A 16,026-nucleotide genomic window follows, 5' to 3' on the forward strand; every position below is an offset into this window, starting at 1 on the left:
AACGGCCCCTTCAAAAACCTCTTCGACCAACAGTTCAACAAACACAAACAAAAAGTCGCACAGTAATAGGGGGAGCTCAAGAACAGAGCGCAATGCTCTTTTCAGGCCAATAACTTCCTGATTGCCACGTGCCGTTGAACAGAGATTTTCCGCGCGTCGAGCAATATGCGCATGTTTGACGCGCATATAGCGTAGTGGTAAAATGGCGCAGTCTTGAGGGTAACCAAATGAATGCTCCATCTCGTAGACCGACAAATCTATCACTGGATGGCGATATACTGTCCGAGGCGCGGGATCTGAAGATCAACCTGTCCCGGGCAGCCGAAGACGGCATTCGGGCCGCAGTCGCCAGCGCAAAAGCTGAACGCTGGAAAGCCGAAAACAAGGCCGCACTTGAGAGTTCCAACGCGTATGTCGAGCATAATGGCTTACCGCTGGATACCTACCGACAGTTCTGATGCCAAAATACGACGTGTTCCCCAACCCGTCAGGTGACGGGTATCTTCTGGACATCCAGAGCGATCTGCTGAGCGGGTTGAACACACGCGTCGTCGTGCCCCTGCTTCCCGAAGCGACGGCGCCGATCCCAGCCACCCGGCTCAATCCCGTCTTTGATATCCAGGGCAAACCGTTTGTAATGGCGACCCAATTCATGGCTGCCGTTCCGGTGGGCATTCTAAAATCGCCAGTCGACAACCTTGATGATCACTTTGCGCAGATCGCCGCCGGCATCGACATGCTGATGCAGGGATTCTGACAAGCTTCTGGCCCTTGGAGAACCAAGAGCCAGGAACAAGTATGACAATGAAAATCAGTCGTACAGCACTGCCGCGATCTTCGGATCGTCGATGTTGGATGCGTCGTAGTAGTAGAACCCGGTATCAATCAGGGCAGGAACTTCTTCGCCCTTCATCGCAGCTACAGCAGCCTTGACGGTTTCATACCCGATGCCCACGGGATTCTGAGTGATTGCACCCGCCATCAACCCGCTTTTGATCGCATCTTTCTGGGCCTTACCGCTGTCATACCCGATGATGACCAGCCCCTCGGCCCCCAGTTCTTGCACCCCGTTCACCACACCGATGGCCGAGCCCTCGTTGGTGCCGAAGATGCCATTCAGATCGGGGTTCGCCGTCAGGATTGCTTTGGTCACCTCGGTCGATTTCAGGTGGTCACCCTGACCGTATTGAACCGTGACAACTTCGATGTCCGGGTATTTTTCAGCAATACGATTGACGAAGCCGTCACGCCGATCAATGCCTGTGCGGCTGGTCTGGTCATGCGCAACAACGGCCACTTTGCCTTTGCCGCCAATCATCTCGGCCATCTTGTCCGCAGCCAGCGCAGCCGCGGCCTGATTGTCTGTGGTTGCTGTAGAAACCGGAATGTCGCTGTCAACGCCACTGTCAAAGGCGATGATCGGAATGCCTTTTTCATCAGCTTGCTTCAACAGTGGAATGGCGGCCTGGCTGTCCAGAGCGGCAAAACCGATGGCCTTGGGGTTATTGGCCAAGGCCGCCGCCAGCATGTCGATCTGACGATCCACCATGGTTTCGTTGTCCGGGCCTTCAAAGGTGATCGTGACACCGTATTCCTCGGCGGCTTGTTCCGCACCCGACTTTACCGCCTGCCAGAACTGGTGCTGAAACCCTTTGGACACCAGCGGAATATATATGTCTTCCGCTGATGACATTGATGCAGGTATCGAAAGGCTGGCCGCACTCAGGGCCCCCAAAATGAAACGACGTGTTAGCATGTCTTCTCCTCCAGTTGGTCTTCGTTTCTAATTTTTGTGAATGTTCAACCTGTCTTCCTGCGCCGCGCCATATCGGCGTAAACGGCCAGAATGATGATCGCGCCGGTGACAACGGTCTGCCATTCCTGCGCGACGGACAGCACCCGCAAACCATTGGTCAGAACTGCCATGATCAGGGCACCGATCAGGGTGCCAAGGATCGTACCGCGCCCACCGGACAGGGACGTGCCCCCGATCACGACGGCAGCAATAGCTTCCAGCTCGTAGCCAAGCCCCAGCGCGGGCTGCGCCGAATTCAGACGCGACGCGATCAGGATTCCACCGATACCGCAGATCGCACCTGCCAAAGCGTAAATGCGCATCTTCCAAAGATCGGTATTCACCCCCGAAAGGCGCACCGCTTCTTCGTTCGATCCCAGCGCAAAGGTGTATCTGCCCAGAACCGTGCGCCCCAGAATGTACGAAGCTGCAATGGCAACAAGGAAAAGGATCAGCACGCCATTTGGGATCGGCAAAGCAGGGAAAACCTCTCCGATCAGCGACCCGCGCGAAATCTGGTCAAAACCCGGCGTGTCGTTGAAGTAGATGGGCCGCGTGCCCGAGATCACCAGCGACAACCCTTTTAGGATCAGCATCATACCTAGCGTGGCAATGAAGGGCGGGATTTTCATCTTGGCGACAAAGGTGCCCGAACACAGCCCGCAGAACGCACCCGCCGCAATCGCTGCCACAACCCCCAGCAACAGCGGCATTCCGAGATAGGTCAGCGCGACACCGGCAATGACGGCGCAGAACGTCATCAGAGTTCCCACGGACAGATCGATCCCGCCAGTTATGATGACCAGTGTTGCAGCAACCGCCAGCACCCCATTGACCGATGTCGCCTGCAAAATGGCGATCATGTTTGAGGTTTGCATGAAATTCGGCGACGCGATTGAAAACCCGATCAGCAAGGCAATCAAGCTGGCGAAGGCCAGCAGCTTTTGATAGGCGCCACTTTCGGAGAGACCCGCCAGCGGGCTTTTCTTTTCGATATCCGTTGCTGAGGTCATTACGCTGTTCCTGTTACCTGCATCGCTGCCACCCGCTGGGTCGCCAGATGCATGATATCTTCCTGAGTGGTGTCTTTGCCGCCCGGCAGAATGCCGGTCAGCCGGCCTTCACACATCACAGCGATGCGATGGCTTAGGCGCATGATCTCGGGCAGTTCCGACGAAATCACGATGATCGTCTTGCCCTGCCCGGCAAGTTCTTCCAGCAGCTTGTAGATTTCAGATTTTGCGCCCACGTCGATGCCACGCGTGGGTTCATCGAAAATCAGGATATCGCAATTCCGCAGCAGCCATTTGGCAATGACAACTTTCTGCTGATTGCCCCCGGACAGAAGACGCACCTCCTGCGTGTCCGAAGGCGTGCGAATACCCAGCTGCATTATGTAACTCTTGGCCGTCGTGCTGATTTCACTGTCGTTCAGAACACCGACACGTCCGGTGAACATATCCATCGACGCCAAGGCAACATTGTCACGAACGCTCATCCCAGTGGCGAGGCCGAAATGCTTGCGATCCTCGGAAAGATAGCCAATGCCCGCCTTGACGGCATCGGATGGCGTGCGGATCGAGACCACCTGCCCATGCACCCGGATTTCTCCGCTATCCTTGGGATCTGCCCCGAAGATTGCCCGCGCAACTTCGGTACGTCCGGCCCCCATCAGCCCGGCAAAGCCCAGGATTTCACCCTTCAGAACCGAGAAGCTGACATCGTGGATTTCGTGACCCCGACACAGCCCGGTCACTTCCAGCGAAACTTCGGCATCGCTCAGATCGGGGGGAACCAGCGGCTCTTCCTTGACTTCGCGACCCACCATCATCGCGATAATCTGGCTGATCGGCGTTGCTGCCGCGTCAACTGTGCCAACGTATTCTCCGTCGCGCATCACCGTGACCCGGTCAGCGATCTGCTTCAGCTCATCCATTTTGTGGCTGATATAGACAATGCCCACGCCTTCGGCCTTCAGACGGCGGATGATGACGAACAGCTCGGCAATTTCAGCATCGTTTAGGGCCGCGGTCGGTTCATCCATGATCAGAACCCTGGACCGGAAAGACAGGGCCTTGGCGATCTCGACCATCTGTTGTTTGGCGATGGTCAGACTGCCGACCTGCGCCCTGGGGTCGAGGTTTAGGTTCATGGACGCAAAAATCTCGGCTGTCTGTGCATTCAACTCGGCATCGTTCAGTCGGCCAAACCGTTTGCGAGGTTCGCGGCCAATAAAAATATTCTGTGCCACCGTCAGATCATTCATCAGGCTCAGTTCCTGATGGATGATACCGATACCCAAAGCCTGCGCCTCGCGTGGCGTGGTTGGGTTTGCATTACGCCCTTCGATTTGCAGTGTGCCGCCGTCGCGCTGATAGATCCCCGAGAGGATTTTCATCAGCGTGCTTTTGCCTGCACCGTTCTCGCCCATCAGCGCATGGACTTCACCGGGCACCAGATCGAACTGCACTGATTTCAGCGCATGGACTCCGGGAAAGTGTTTCTCGATCCCCGACATGTCGACCAGTTTTGTCATTTACCCTCCCAAACACCCCTCTCCCCAAGGGGTGGTGCGGCCTACATCACTGCGCCGATTTGCCAGGGGACAAATTCGACCCCACCAAAGCCAAGTTCTTCGCTTTTTGTTTGTTCACCCGATGCAACGCGGATCAGCATTTCGAACAGCTCTTCGCCTTTTGCCTGGATGCTCACGCCGTCTGTGACGATGTCCCCACAGTTCAGATCCATGTCTTCTGACATCCGGGCATACATTTCGGAATTGGTTGCCAGCTTGATGCAGGGCGTTGGTTGATAACCCGAAACCGAGCCTCGCCCTGTGGTAAACACGATCAGGTTCGCGCCTGATGCCACCTGCCCCGTGACCGAGCATGGGTCGAAACCGGGGCTGTCCATGAAAACAAACCCGGTCCTGTCGATTTTCTCGCCAAACTTGTAAACACCGCGCAAGGGCGCGGTTCCGCCTTTGGCGACAGCGCCCAGCGATTTCTCAAGAATGGTCGTCAACCCGCCGCGCTTGTTGCCGGGGCTAGGGTTGTTGTTCATCTCACCACCGTTGCGGTGAGTATACCCCTCCCACCAGCGAATGCGTTCTATCAGCTTTTCCCCGACTTCAACGGTCTCGGCCCGCCGGGTCAAAAGGTGTTCTGCACCGTAGATTTCCGAGGTTTCGGACAAGATCGTCGTACCGCCATGCCGCACCAGCAAATCCGAGGCATAACCCAAAGCGGGATTGGCGGTGATCCCGGAATAGCCATCCGACCCGCCGCATTGCATTCCAACCGTTATCGCACTGATCGGCGCAGGTTCGCGTTCGGCCTTGTTCGCGAGTTCGGCAATCCCGCGCAGTTCGTTCAATCCACGTTCAATGGTACGGCGCGTACCGCCCTCACTCTGAATGGTCATGTAACGCAGCACGCCATCAGGACGGATCGGACGACCCCCAACCAGATCGGCTACCTGCATCACCTCGCACCCCAAACCGATCAGAAGGATACCGGCGAAATTCGGGTGCTGGGCATATCCAGCCAATGTCCGGAACAGTGTGGCATAGCCTTCATCTTTTCCCGACATCCCGCATCCGGTGCCATGAACGATCGGGACGATACCGTCCACATTCGGGTACGCGTCCAACAAGCCCCGTTTCTCGGTGGCTTCGGCTATGAACCTCGCCACGGAGCCAGAGCAATTCACCGTTGTCAAAATGCCGATGTAGTTGCGCGTGCCGACCTTGCCATCGGCGCGGTGGAAGCCCTGGAAGATACGGGAGCCTGAAATCTCGGGCAGCGGCGTGTTCGCGCTTGCATATGCGTAGTCCTGCTGATGCGTCCCCATACCCAGATTATGGACATGAACATGCTCGCCTGCGGCGATATCCGCTTTGGCCTGACCTATGATCTGTCCATAGCGGATCACATTCTCACCTGCCGCAATCGGGGCGGTGGCGATCTTGTGCCCGCGTGCGATTTCCGTGGGAAGCTGCACCGATAACCCATCCGGTTGCGCGCCGGCTTTCAGGTCGCGCAACGCGATGATCACGTTGTCATCCGGGTTCAGCCGGATTGTGTCACGGGCGGGGCCGCCCTGGGCTTTGATCTCTGAAACTGGGTGCATGGATTCCCCGCTTGTTCGCCACAGAGCTACGGGGATAATCCTCTCTTGTCAACTAACATGTTAGTATGATAGTTCAGATTTATGAACCACCCATACGACATTGACGCCACCCGCCTGCCCGACATTTCAACATTTGAGGGGTCGCTCGCGCAGCGCGTTTACCAATCCATCAAACAGGCGATCCTGGCATTGGATTTCCCCCCCGGCGCTAACCTTCGGAAGGCGCCGATCTGCGCGCAATTGGGTGTGTCCCGCGCACCTGTCGCGGACGCCATCACCAGGCTTTCCGCCGAAGGGCTGGTGGATGTGGTGCCGCAATCGGGTACACGTGTGTCCTATTTCTCGATGGAGGAAATTCGCGAAGGCGCCTTTCTGCGAGAGGCCCTGGAGCTGGCAACAGTGGCCAAGGTTGCGCGTGACCTGACCGAAGATCAGCGCAAAAAGCTGAGCCGCAATGTGCGCCTGCAAGAGCTGTTGATCGAAGATGAAGACATTGCCGGGTTTTACCACGCAGATGAGGAATTCCACGCCCTGTTGATGGCGTTCACCGGGATGCTTCGCCTGCCGGATGTGGCACAGACCGTGTCGCTACAGGTCAGCCGCGCACGGATGTTGCTGTTGCCGACACCCGGCCGCATTGCGGAAACACTGTCCGAACACCGGGCGATATTCGATGCCATCAGTGCCCATGACGAACGTGCGGCACAAGACGCCATGCGCCATCACCTTGGGCAACTGATGCCTCGGATCGAACGGCTGCAACAGGAAAGACCGCAGCTGTTTAACTTAACGCCCCAAACCACCCGAGAGGCAGGATGACCGTTTCGCAAACCGCTCTTCTGAACAACAAAACGTCCCGGCCCGTGCCGCTGACCCGCATGGGGTTTGGCGGCGCACCTTTGGGCAATCTTTATCGCAAGGTCTCGGATGCTGATGCGCAAGCTGCGCTCCAATCCGCATTTGACGCAGGCATCCGGTTTTTCGACACCGCGCCGCAATACGGGTTGGGCCGGTCCGAGTATCGCTTTGGCGAAGCGATCAGGCGGTTTGGACGTGAGAACATCCAGCTATCGACCAAAATTGGTCGTCTGCTGCTGGATTGCGAACCACATGAGGTGACGCCCGAAGCGTTTGTGGACGTTCCGCAGAAACGCATTGTGTTCGACTATACCTATGACGGCGTCATGCGGTCATATGAGGCAAGCCGGGACCGGATCGGTGTTGCCAATGCAGACATTCTTCTGGTGCATGACGTCTGCGCTTTCAGTCAGGGCAGTCAGGAAATGTCAGACGCCAAAGTGCGCGAGTTGTTCGATGACGGCGGTTACAAGGCGCTGGTTGAACTGCGAGACGCAGGCGAGATCGCCGCGATTGGCGCGGGCGTGAACGAATGGCAGGTTTGCGAGAAACTGCTGGGTCTTGGCGATTTCGACGGGTTTCTTCTGGCGGGTCGGTATACGCTTTTGGAGCAGGAAGCCTTGAACAGTTTTCTGCCGCTTTGCGAGAAACGCGATGTGGGCATCATTCTGGGCGGGCCGTATAATTCGGGCATCCTCGCCACCGGAGCGGTGTCAGGGGCCAAGTATAACTATTCCGATGCGCCTGAGGATATTCTTGAACGGGTGCGCAGGATCGAGACCGTCTGTGCGGCCCATGACACACCACTGATCGCAGCCGCGCTGCAATTTGTTCTGGGACACCCCGCCGTGAAAACGGTTGTTCCGGGCGCTGTTAACGCGGCCGAGGTTCAAGCCAATGTCGCCCTGCTGGAACGCTCCATCCCCGCCCAGCTTTGGTCAGACCTGCATACCGAAGGCCTGATCCGGTCAGATGCCCCCTTGCCCAAGGAACCTGTCAATGCTGCGTAATCTCGACCCGCTGCTGTCTCCTGAATTGCTGTACGCCCTGCGCGCCATGGGCCATGGCGATGACATCGTTATTGCAGATGCCAATTTCCCGGGCTCAAGCCTTGGGCCCGACTGCATCCGTGCAGACGGTTCAACGGCAAGCGACCTGCTTGGCGCCGTGTTGTCTGTCATGCCGCTGGATACATTCGTGCCCGACCCCGCACTGACCATGCAGGTTGTCGGTGATCCCGAAGTCGTGCCCGAGGCCGTCGCGGATTTCCAGAAGATCATCAACGCGCGGGCTGACAACCCCGCGCAAATTCAGGGTCTGGACCGGTTCGCCTTCTACCAACGCGCGGCATCCGCATTTGCCATCATTCAGACCGGCGAACGCAGGCTCTACGGCAACATCATCCTGAAGAAGGGCGTGATCGCATGAAGATCGACGCCCATCAGCATTTTTGGGCGCTGTCGCGTGGTGACTATGGGTGGCTGACACCCAACCTGGGCCAGATTTACCGGGACTTCGGGCCAGATGACCTTGCGCCATTGTTGCAAGCACAGGGCATCGACGGGACAATTCTGGTTCAGGCCGCGCCGACCGTCGCCGAGACGGAGTACCTGTCGTCACTGGCCGACAAGACACCTTTTATCAAAGGTGTGGTTGGCTGGGTCGATTTTGACGCCCCTGATGCGCGTGCACAAATCACCAGACTTGCCGCTCATCCCGCTTTGGTTGGATTGCGGCCGATGATTCAGGACATCGCTGATCCGAACTGGATGCTCGGCGCGGCACTGACGCCTGCCTTTGAGGCCATCCAGTCAAACGATCTGACTTTTGATGCCCTCACCCTACCCCGACACCTAGGCCCGTTACGTCAACTTGTGGCGCGGCACCCAAACATGCGGGTTGTGATTGACCATGGCTCAAAACCTCTGATCCGGGAGGGTGTACTTGACGGGTGGGCCGAAGACATGGCCGCCATCGCGCGGGACACCAACGCGTTCTGCAAACTGTCCGGTCTTGTCACCGAAGCTGCGCCTGACTGGACGGTTCGGGACCTGTACCCCTATGTAGATCACCTACTGAACACGTTCGGACCATCGCGGTTGATCTGGGGCAGCGACTGGCCGGTCTGCACACTGGCCAGCAGCTATGAACGCTGGATCGATGCAACCGCTGAACTGCTAAGCGCACTTTCCTCCGATGACTGCGAAACCATCCTCGGAGGGAATGCGGCAAAGGCCTATCACATCAGGATTTGACGGTGCTGCACCGGACTCCAAACACGCGACGCACCGTTTTGCGCCCGCTTATCCTGCCCAGTGTTTTCCCTGAGGCGCGAACAGAAGGGCAGTTATCCCCACCACACCACCCGGTTTCGGGAAAATCATGAGGACCAGAATGACATCGCATCAGCCTTCTGACCGACTAAAAGGCAAAACCGCATTCATCAGCGCCGCTGGACAGGGCATCGGACGTGCCACGGCCGAACTGTTCGCAGCCGAAGGCGCGCATGTCTTTGCCAGCGACATCAACGAAACCAACTTGGCCGGGCTTTCGGAGATCGACGGGATCTCTCCGATCCATCTCGACGTGACAGATGCGCATGCCGTGAAACGTGCCGTGGCTGAATTGCCACCGTTGGATATCCTGTTCAATTGCGCTGGATACGTGGCAAACGGCACCATTCTTGAGTGCGAAGAGGACGACTGGGATTTCAGTTTCGATCTTAATGTGAAGGCCATGTATCGCCTGATCCGTCTGACCCTGCCCGCGATGTTGAAAAACGGCGGGGGGTCGATCATCAATATGTCCTCGGTCGCCTCGTCGATGAAGGGCGTTCCAAACCGGTTTGTATATTGCGCATCAAAGGCTGCCGTAATTGGCCTGACCAAGTCGATCGCCGCCGATTTCGTCACGCAGGGCATTCGGTGCAACGCCATCTGTCCCGGCACTGTCGACAGCCCCAGCCTGCACGAGCGTTTGCGGGCGACGGGCGACTACGAAAAGGCGATGACGGATTTCATCGCCCGCCAGCCAATGGGGCGCATTGGAACCGCGGACGAGATTGCCGATCTGGCGCTCTACCTTGCGAGCGACAGCAGTGCATTTACCACTGGTCAGCCCTTTGCCATTGATGGCGGATGGGCGATTTAAGCTGAAAGGGATCACAATATGAAACTACTGCGGTTTGGCGCCTTGGGTGCTGAAAAGCCCGGGCTGCTGCACGACGATGGCACAATTCGCGACCTGTCAGGCGTCATCGACGATATTTCGGGCGACGTTCTCAGCGACGAAGGGTTGGCGCGACTGCGCGCGCTGAATGCACAAGATTTGCCGATGGTTGAAGGCAACACCCGTTTAGGGGCGTGTGTCGGCCATGTGGGCAAGTTCATTTGTATCGGCCTGAACTATGCCGACCACGCGGCAGAAAGCGGTATGGAATTGCCGCAGGAACCTGTGATCTTTTTCAAGGCGACATCGGCCATTATCGGGCCGAACGACACGGTGGAAATCCCGCGCGGGTCCGTCAAGACCGACTGGGAGGTCGAGTTGGGCGTGGTGATCGGCAAGGAAACAAAATACATCTCCGAGGCCGAAGCGATGGATCACGTCGCTGGCTATTGCGTGGTCAATGACCTGTCGGAACGTGATTTTCAGCTTCACCGCTCGGGGCAGTGGGTCAAGGGCAAGTCGGCAGATACATTCGGCCCCATCGGTCCCTGGCTGGTGACGCGGGACGAGGTTGCAGACCCACAGAACCTGCCGATGTATCTTGAGGTCAACGGCCACCGTTATCAGGACGGCTCGACCCGGACGATGCATTTCGGGGTGGCAACTGTGATCTCACACCTGTCGCAATTCATGTCTTTGCAGCCGGGCGATGTGATCTCGACCGGAACTCCGCCGGGTGTGGGCATGGGGCAAAACCCGCAAGTCTATCTGAAACCCGGCGACACGATGGAACTGGGCATCGAAGGCCTGGGTGTTCAAAAACAGAATGTGATCGCGGGATAATCGGGCACTACCAGATATCAGCCCGAACACGATATCAGGCGAGGTTTCCCTCGCCTGAATTTTTTTTGACTTAGGCTACCAGATCGAACCGGTCGTTGTTCATGATCTTAGTCCAGGCCGCTACGAAGTCGCGCACGAACTTCTGGGCATTATCGTCCTGGGCATAGACCTCGGCGTAGCCACGCAGGATCGAGTTCGAGCCGAAGACCAGATCCGCGCTGGTTGCGGTGAACCTGACCTCGCCCGAGGCGCGATCACGCAGCTCATAGGTGCCGCCGTCAACCGGGTGCCAACTAAGCGACATATCCGTCAGATTGACGAAGAAGTCGGTGGTCAACTGACCCACGCGATCCGTGAAGACCCCATGCTCTGTTCCACCGTGATTGGCACCCAGCACACGCAGGCCACCAACCAGAACCGTCATCTCGGCTGCGGTCAGACCCAGCAGTTGCGCGCGGTCCAGCATCATCGCCTCGGGGGATACCGCGTATTCCTTCAGCTGCCAGTTTCTAAACCCGTCCGCCAGCGGCTCCAGCACCGAGAAGCTGACGGCATCGGTCTGCTCGTCCGTTGCGTCGCCGCGACCAGCCGAGAACGGAACCGTCATGTCAAAACCTGCGGCTTTGATCGACTGTTCCAGACCGACGTTGCCCGCCAGAACGATCACGTCTGCAATCGAGGCCCCGGTTTCCGCTGCAATCGGCTCCAGCACGCCCAGCACTTTTGCCAGACGCTCGGGCTCATTCCCTGCCCAGTCTTTCTGTGGCGCCAGACGGATACGTGCACCGTTTGCGCCGCCGCGTTTGTCCGAGCCACGGAAGGTGCGGGCGCTGTCCCATGCTGTGGTGATCATCTCGACCGTGGTCAGACCGCTGTCGGCGATCTTTGCCTTGACGGCACCGACGTCATACGCGGTCGAACCGGCAGGGACCGGGTCCTGCCAGATCAGCTCTTCTGACGGGACGTTTGGGCCATAGTAGTTGACGCGTGGCCCCATATCGCGGTGGGTCAGCTTGAACCAAGCGCGGGCAAAGGTGTCAGCAAAGTAATCCGGGTCAGCCATGAACTTCTGACAGATCGCGTTGTAAATCGGATCGATCTTCATTGCCATGTCCGCATCGGTCATGACCGGCATTCGCCGAACCGAAGGGTCGGTCGGGTCGACCGGCTTTTCATCTTCCGGCATGTCGATAGGCTGCCACTGTTGTGCACCCGCGGGCGATTTACCCAATTCCCACTCATATCCGAACAGGTAATCGAAAAAGCCCATGTCGAATTTGGTCGGGTTTTTTGTCCACGCACCCTCGATACCAGAGGTGAATGCGTTGGTTGCCTTGCCGTTCTGATCGGGGTTGTTCCAACCCAGGCCCTGACCGGAGACCGGGCAGGCTTCGGGCTCGGCACCGATATGATCGCCTGCCATCGCACCATGGGCTTTGCCGACTGTGTGACCACCGCAGGTCAGCGCCGCCGTCTCTTCGTCATTCATCGCCATGCGGGCAAAGGTTTCGCGGATGTGCAGCGCTGTTTTCGCCGGGTCCGGATTACCGTTCACACCTTCGGGGTTCACATAGATCAGGCCCATGTGCACCGCGCCCAGCGGGTTTTCCAGCGTGCCGGGGGTTTCCAGATCGCCATAGCGGTTCTCGGACGGAGCCAGCCACTGGTTTTCCGAACCCCAGTAGACGTCTTTTTCCGGGCCCCAGATATCTTCGCGGCCAAAGCCAAAGCCAAAGGTCTTCAGACCCATGGCTTCGTAGGCAACCGTTCCCGACAGAACAATCAGGTCTGCCCAGGACAGCGCATTGCCGTATTTCTTTTTCACCGGCCAGAGCAGACGGCGCGCTTTATCAAGGCTGGCATTATCCGGCCATGAGTTCAGCGGTGCAAAACGGATGTTGCCCGAGCCTGCGCCACCACGACCATCCCCCAGACGGTACGACCCGGCAGAGTGCCACGCCAGTCGGATCATCAGGCCGCCATAGTGGCCCCAATCGGCCGGCCACCAGTCCTGACTGTCGGTCAGCAACGCTTCGACGTCAGCACGAACAGCGTTGAAATCCAGCCCTTTGACTGCCTCGCGGTGGTTGTAATCCGCGTCCATCGGGTTGGTGCGGGTGTCGTGCTGGCTCAGAATGTCCAGGTTCAGCGCATCCGGCCACCATTTGGTGACAGAGTTGCCCGTGCCCGTGTTCCCGCCATGCAAGACTGGGCAGCCGCCGGATTGGTGATTGTGGGGATTACCGTCCATTGTAAATCTCCTGAGTATTTACCGAGGGGTTCAGATGTCTTGACTCGTACCTTACGGTTTCGATAATTGGAAATTTGTAATTACTATCATTGCGATTAATTTTTCCTATGAAGTCACTCACACTTAAACACCTGCGCTACTTCGAAGCGCTTGCCACCCACGGCCACTTTGGCAAGGCGGCGGCAGCCAGCGCGATATCGCAACCCGCGCTTTCCATACAAATCAAGGAGCTGGAGGCCATAATGGGTGGCCCCTTGGTCGAACGCGCAGCACGCGAAACCCGCCTGACCGCGCTTGGCGAAGATGTCCTAAAACATGGCCGCGAAATCCTGACGCGGGTCGAAGATTTGGGGAATCTTGTGCAATCTTCCGCTGGTCCCTTGTCGGGTCGCATCAGAATCGGGGTCATCCCCACGGTCGCGCCTTATTTGCTGCCATCAATCATTAAGGCACTGTCGCAACGATTCCCGCAGCTGACGATCGAACCCAAAGAGACCATCACCCAAACCCTGATCGGCGAAATTTTGGACTCCAGACTGGATTTTGCCGTTGTCGCTTTGCCGGTCTCGGAACCTAGCCTTCGGGAATTTTCGTTGTTTAACGAAGACTTTCTGCTGGTTCGCCCGGCGCGGGACGCCGGGTTGCCAATGCCAAGTTCGTCACAGCTCAGAACCATGCGGCTGCTGTTGCTGGAAGAAGGGCATTGTTTCAGGGATCAGGCGCTTTCATTCTGTTCGATCCGCAATATCGAACCGCAACACATTATGGAGGGCAGCTCTCTGTCCACATTGGTGCAGATGGTCGGGGCGGGCATCGGTGTGACGCTGATACCGGAAATGGCCGTGGGGCTGGAAACCCGGTCTGCCGACGTGTCCATCGCCCGCTTTCAGGATACTCCACCAACCCGGACCATCGGCCTGATCTGGCGAAAGACCAACCCGCTGGGCGAAAACCTCCTGAAAATTGGCGCAATTATTCGCAAAACCGCCGAAGAAAACGCTGGAGGCATGGGGCAAATGAAACCGGAACCAAACGGATGATCACTAACCGCTTTAGTGATTTGCGTGGCAATTACCCAGAAAACACATCATAAGCCTTCAACGCTTTGGCGCTGTAGGCATAAGACGGCCCGCCACCCATATAGGTCGCCATCGCCAATGCCTCGCACATCTCGTCTCGGGTGGCACCCAGCCGGACAAGGGAACGCACGTGAAATCCGATGCAGCTGTCGCAGCGGGTCGCAATGGCGATGCCAAGGGCCATGAATTCCTTGGTTTTCTCACTCAGCGCGCCATCGGTCTTGGCGGCCTTGCCCATGATGCCAAAGCCGCGCACGGTTTCGGGCACCTCCTTCGAAAAAGTTCCGATATTGGCCTCGGTCTCGGCCATGAAAGCTTTCCAGTCCATATCCAGTCTCCTTAACCGCGCTCGTCCGCGCCCATGCGACGCTCCAGCCAGCGCACACCGGCACTGATGATCAGAACCAGGATCAGGTATTCAAAGATCAACAGGGTATAGATTTCCAACGGGCGGTATTCCGTGACCACCAGCTCATTCGCGCGCCGGGTCAGTTCCTGCATCCCGATAACGCTGGCGAATGCGCTCATCTTGACGATGTAGATGAACTGGTTTGCCAAGGGCGGCAGAATGCGCCGGATTGCCTGCGGCAGGATCACATAGCGCATGGTCTGCATATAGTTCAGCCCGATGGTCTGCGCCGCTTCGCTCTGACCACGCGCAATGGATTGAATTCCTGCGCGGTAAATCTCGGCAGTGAAGGCGCTGTCAGAAATCGCCAATGTGATGATCGCACCCCAAAAGGGATCGATGGGGACGTTCATGCCCATCGACTTGAACACAATGGGCAATCCGTAAAAGACCCAGAACAGCATCGGCAGCAGGGGAATGGCGCGAATGAATTCAACGTAAACACGGTTGACCAGCCGCCAGCCGCGTTTCTCGGACAATCCCGGCAGGGCCACCATCAGCCCCAGTACGATCGACAACACGGCCGCGATCAGTGAAATCTGGATCGTTGCCCCCATCCCTGAGATCAGGAATTTTACATTGATCCAACCCGATGCTGTGGTCGGGTTGATCACATACCAACCCCAGGTCTGGGACGACGAACAGCCTGTGAGCATCAGCAGGGGCATTATCATAAAGAGTTTTTTCATCTGCCCCTCTTAGTGCTGTAGTATCTGAGACAGGAATTTGCGACACCGATCAGACTGAGGGTTGGTGAAGAAATGTTCCGGCTTGCCTTCTTCGACGATCTCACCAGCATCCATGAAGATCATCTTGTCAGCCACTTTGCGGGCAAACCCCATCTCGTGGGTCACGACCACCATGGTCATGCCCTCATTCGCCAGTTCCACCATAACTTCCAACACTTCCGAGATCATCTCGGGGTCCAGCGCCGACGTGGGTTCATCAAACAACAGCACGCGTGGCTCCATGCACAGGGACCGCGCGATGGCCACGCGCTGTTGCTGACCACCGGACAACTGCATGGGCTTTTTGTCCGCCTGATCGGGAATATGTACCCGATCCAGATAATGGCGCGCTTTTTCTTCCGCGTCCTTCCGGCTCAGGCCGCGCGCTTTGATCGGGCCCAGAGTTAGGTTCTCCAAAACGGTCAAATGTGGAAACAGATTGAATTGCTGGAAAACCATCCCGACTTCTGACCGAATGGTTGCCGCAGATTTTGCATCATCCGTCAGCTCAATCCCGTCTACACGAATGGTACCTTTCTGGTGCTTTTCCAACTGGTTGATACATCTCACAACGGTCGATTTTCCTGACCCGGAAGGTCCGCAAATTACCACCTTTTCGCCGCTGTTAACTGTCAGATTGATGTCCTTGAGAACGTGAAAGGTATCAAACCACTTATTCACATCCACAAGTTCGATTGCGGCGTCTGGCATAAGCTGAATTGCCCCTATTTTAGCCTCAGTATAAAATTTTCTTGAGGTTATCT

General features: G+C 57.2%; 18 protein-coding genes. 9 read left to right on the plus strand and 9 right to left on the minus strand.

The genetic code is table 11. The features are described from left to right. Positions 1-240 (minus strand): hypothetical protein (locus AC2FLU_RS16390; protein WP_496808889.1); only part of this gene is annotated, 240 nt, incomplete at its 3' end. Here AC2FLU_RS16390 and AC2FLU_RS16395 point away from each other — a divergent pair. Next, positions 228-458, plus strand: coding sequence for a type II toxin-antitoxin system CcdA family antitoxin (locus AC2FLU_RS16395; RefSeq protein ID WP_480520806.1), 231 nt, complete (start codon positions 228-230; stop codon positions 456-458). The two genes, AC2FLU_RS16390 and AC2FLU_RS16395, sit on opposite strands and share 13 nt — an antisense overlap. Next, on the plus strand, positions 458-757 hold the full coding sequence (locus AC2FLU_RS16400) for a CcdB family protein (protein ID WP_496808888.1): 300 nt from the start codon (positions 458-460) through the stop codon (positions 755-757). The genes AC2FLU_RS16395 and AC2FLU_RS16400 overlap by 1 nt, the downstream gene beginning before the upstream one ends. Positions 758-811: 54 nt before the next feature. On the opposite strand, the gene AC2FLU_RS16405 is transcribed toward AC2FLU_RS16400, so the two are convergent. The 4 genes from AC2FLU_RS16405 to AC2FLU_RS16420 are packed head-to-tail and all read right to left on the minus strand — an operon-like array spanning position 812 to position 5,926. Then, on the minus strand, positions 812-1,756 hold the full coding sequence (locus AC2FLU_RS16405; protein ID WP_496716311.1) for an ABC transporter substrate-binding protein: 945 nt from the start codon (positions 1,754-1,756) through the stop codon (positions 812-814). A gap of 44 nt (positions 1,757-1,800) precedes the next feature. Further along, entirely contained in the window at positions 1,801-2,808 is a 1,008-nt protein-coding gene (locus tag AC2FLU_RS16410) for an ABC transporter permease (protein WP_480495892.1), read from the minus strand. Next, positions 2,808-4,331: a sugar ABC transporter ATP-binding protein gene (locus AC2FLU_RS16415; protein WP_480495890.1), complete on the minus strand. Its 1,524-nt coding sequence runs from the start codon at positions 4,329-4,331 to the stop codon at positions 2,808-2,810. The genes AC2FLU_RS16410 and AC2FLU_RS16415 overlap by 1 nt, the downstream gene beginning before the upstream one ends. A gap of 41 nt (positions 4,332-4,372) precedes the next feature. After that, positions 4,373-5,926: a UxaA family hydrolase gene (locus tag AC2FLU_RS16420; protein ID WP_496808887.1), complete on the minus strand. Its 1,554-nt coding sequence runs from the start codon at positions 5,924-5,926 to the stop codon at positions 4,373-4,375. Positions 5,927-6,007: 81 nt separating this feature from the next. Between AC2FLU_RS16420 and AC2FLU_RS16425 the strand changes: the two genes are divergently transcribed. From AC2FLU_RS16425 to AC2FLU_RS16450, 6 genes are all read left to right on the plus strand, one after another. Next, complete coding sequence (locus AC2FLU_RS16425; protein WP_480520815.1) at positions 6,008-6,745, plus strand: GntR family transcriptional regulator; 738 nt, start codon at positions 6,008-6,010, stop codon at positions 6,743-6,745. Next, positions 6,742-7,794, plus strand: coding sequence for an aldo/keto reductase (locus AC2FLU_RS16430; RefSeq protein ID WP_496808886.1), 1,053 nt, complete (start codon positions 6,742-6,744; stop codon positions 7,792-7,794). Before AC2FLU_RS16425 ends, AC2FLU_RS16430 begins: the two co-directional genes overlap by 4 nt. Continuing rightward, the gene (locus tag AC2FLU_RS16435; RefSeq protein WP_496808885.1) at positions 7,784-8,212 is read left to right on the plus strand and encodes an RbsD/FucU family protein; all 429 of its coding nucleotides are present in this window, start codon (positions 7,784-7,786) and stop codon (positions 8,210-8,212) included. The genes AC2FLU_RS16430 and AC2FLU_RS16435 overlap by 11 nt, the downstream gene beginning before the upstream one ends. Continuing rightward, on the plus strand, positions 8,209-9,039 hold the full coding sequence (locus AC2FLU_RS16440) for an amidohydrolase family protein (protein ID WP_496808884.1): 831 nt from the start codon (positions 8,209-8,211) through the stop codon (positions 9,037-9,039). The genes AC2FLU_RS16435 and AC2FLU_RS16440 overlap by 4 nt, the downstream gene beginning before the upstream one ends. 139 nt (positions 9,040-9,178) lie before the next feature. Beyond that, entirely contained in the window at positions 9,179-9,934 is a 756-nt protein-coding gene (locus AC2FLU_RS16445; RefSeq protein ID WP_496808883.1) for an SDR family oxidoreductase, read from the plus strand. Between the two features lie 18 nt (positions 9,935-9,952). Continuing rightward, positions 9,953-10,795 carry a fumarylacetoacetate hydrolase family protein gene (locus tag AC2FLU_RS16450; RefSeq protein WP_480495879.1) on the plus strand — a complete coding sequence of 281 codons (843 nt, stop codon included), beginning with the start codon at positions 9,953-9,955 and terminating at the stop codon, positions 10,793-10,795. A gap of 70 nt (positions 10,796-10,865) precedes the next feature. Here the strand turns inward: AC2FLU_RS16450 and katG are convergent, their stop codons facing one another. Then, the gene (gene katG / locus AC2FLU_RS16455) at positions 10,866-13,046 is read right to left on the minus strand and encodes a catalase/peroxidase HPI (protein ID WP_496808882.1); all 2,181 of its coding nucleotides are present in this window, start codon (positions 13,044-13,046) and stop codon (positions 10,866-10,868) included. Between the two features lie 107 nt (positions 13,047-13,153). Here katG and AC2FLU_RS16460 point away from each other — a divergent pair, with 107 nt between their 5' ends. After that, positions 13,154-14,086: a hydrogen peroxide-inducible genes activator gene (locus AC2FLU_RS16460; RefSeq protein WP_480520830.1), complete on the plus strand. Its 933-nt coding sequence runs from the start codon at positions 13,154-13,156 to the stop codon at positions 14,084-14,086. A gap of 31 nt (positions 14,087-14,117) precedes the next feature. On the opposite strand, the gene AC2FLU_RS16465 is transcribed toward AC2FLU_RS16460, so the two are convergent. The 3 genes from AC2FLU_RS16465 to AC2FLU_RS16475 are packed head-to-tail and all read right to left on the minus strand — an operon-like array spanning position 14,118 to position 15,973. Further along, positions 14,118-14,453, minus strand: a complete 336-nt coding sequence (locus AC2FLU_RS16465) for a carboxymuconolactone decarboxylase family protein (RefSeq protein WP_480477599.1) — start codon at positions 14,451-14,453, stop codon at positions 14,118-14,120. 11 nt (positions 14,454-14,464) lie between these two features. After that, entirely contained in the window at positions 14,465-15,223 is a 759-nt protein-coding gene (locus AC2FLU_RS16470; protein WP_480477601.1) for an amino acid ABC transporter permease, read from the minus strand. A 9-nt stretch (positions 15,224-15,232) separates the two neighbouring features. Further along, positions 15,233-15,973, minus strand: coding sequence for an amino acid ABC transporter ATP-binding protein (locus AC2FLU_RS16475; protein WP_480477603.1), 741 nt, complete (start codon positions 15,971-15,973; stop codon positions 15,233-15,235). Between the last annotated feature and the right edge of the window lie 53 nt (positions 15,974-16,026).

Source organism: Ruegeria sp. SAZD013, from assembly GCF_059612525.1.

Bases quoted from the DNA above. Each gene is read 5' to 3' on its own strand.
- AC2FLU_RS16440 (WP_496808884.1), top strand. From the start codon at position 8,209: ATGAAGATCGACGCCCATCAGCATTTTTGGGCGCTGTCGCGTGGTGAC.
- katG (WP_496808882.1), bottom strand. From the start codon at position 13,046: ATGGACGGTAATCCCCACAATCACCAATCCGGCGGCTGCCCAGTCTTG.
- AC2FLU_RS16430 (WP_496808886.1), top strand. From the start codon at position 6,742: ATGACCGTTTCGCAAACCGCTCTTCTGAACAACAAAACGTCCCGGCCC.
- AC2FLU_RS16460 (WP_480520830.1), top strand. From the start codon at position 13,154: ATGAAGTCACTCACACTTAAACACCTGCGCTACTTCGAAGCGCTTGCC.
- AC2FLU_RS16465 (WP_480477599.1), bottom strand. From the start codon at position 14,453: ATGGACTGGAAAGCTTTCATGGCCGAGACCGAGGCCAATATCGGAACT.
- AC2FLU_RS16425 (WP_480520815.1), top strand. From the start codon at position 6,008: ATGAACCACCCATACGACATTGACGCCACCCGCCTGCCCGACATTTCA.
- AC2FLU_RS16475 (WP_480477603.1), bottom strand. From the start codon at position 15,973: ATGCCAGACGCCGCAATCGAACTTGTGGATGTGAATAAGTGGTTTGAT.
- AC2FLU_RS16415 (WP_480495890.1), bottom strand. From the start codon at position 4,331: ATGACAAAACTGGTCGACATGTCGGGGATCGAGAAACACTTTCCCGGA.
- AC2FLU_RS16405 (WP_496716311.1), bottom strand. From the start codon at position 1,756: ATGCTAACACGTCGTTTCATTTTGGGGGCCCTGAGTGCGGCCAGCCTT.
- AC2FLU_RS16395 (WP_480520806.1), top strand. From the start codon at position 228: ATGAATGCTCCATCTCGTAGACCGACAAATCTATCACTGGATGGCGAT.
- AC2FLU_RS16420 (WP_496808887.1), bottom strand. From the start codon at position 5,926: ATGCACCCAGTTTCAGAGATCAAAGCCCAGGGCGGCCCCGCCCGTGAC.
- AC2FLU_RS16410 (WP_480495892.1), bottom strand. From the start codon at position 2,808: ATGACCTCAGCAACGGATATCGAAAAGAAAAGCCCGCTGGCGGGTCTC.
- AC2FLU_RS16450 (WP_480495879.1), top strand. From the start codon at position 9,953: ATGAAACTACTGCGGTTTGGCGCCTTGGGTGCTGAAAAGCCCGGGCTG.
- AC2FLU_RS16445 (WP_496808883.1), top strand. From the start codon at position 9,179: ATGACATCGCATCAGCCTTCTGACCGACTAAAAGGCAAAACCGCATTC.
- AC2FLU_RS16435 (WP_496808885.1), top strand. From the start codon at position 7,784: ATGCTGCGTAATCTCGACCCGCTGCTGTCTCCTGAATTGCTGTACGCC.
- AC2FLU_RS16470 (WP_480477601.1), bottom strand. From the start codon at position 15,223: ATGAAAAAACTCTTTATGATAATGCCCCTGCTGATGCTCACAGGCTGT.
- AC2FLU_RS16400 (WP_496808888.1), top strand. From the start codon at position 458: ATGCCAAAATACGACGTGTTCCCCAACCCGTCAGGTGACGGGTATCTT.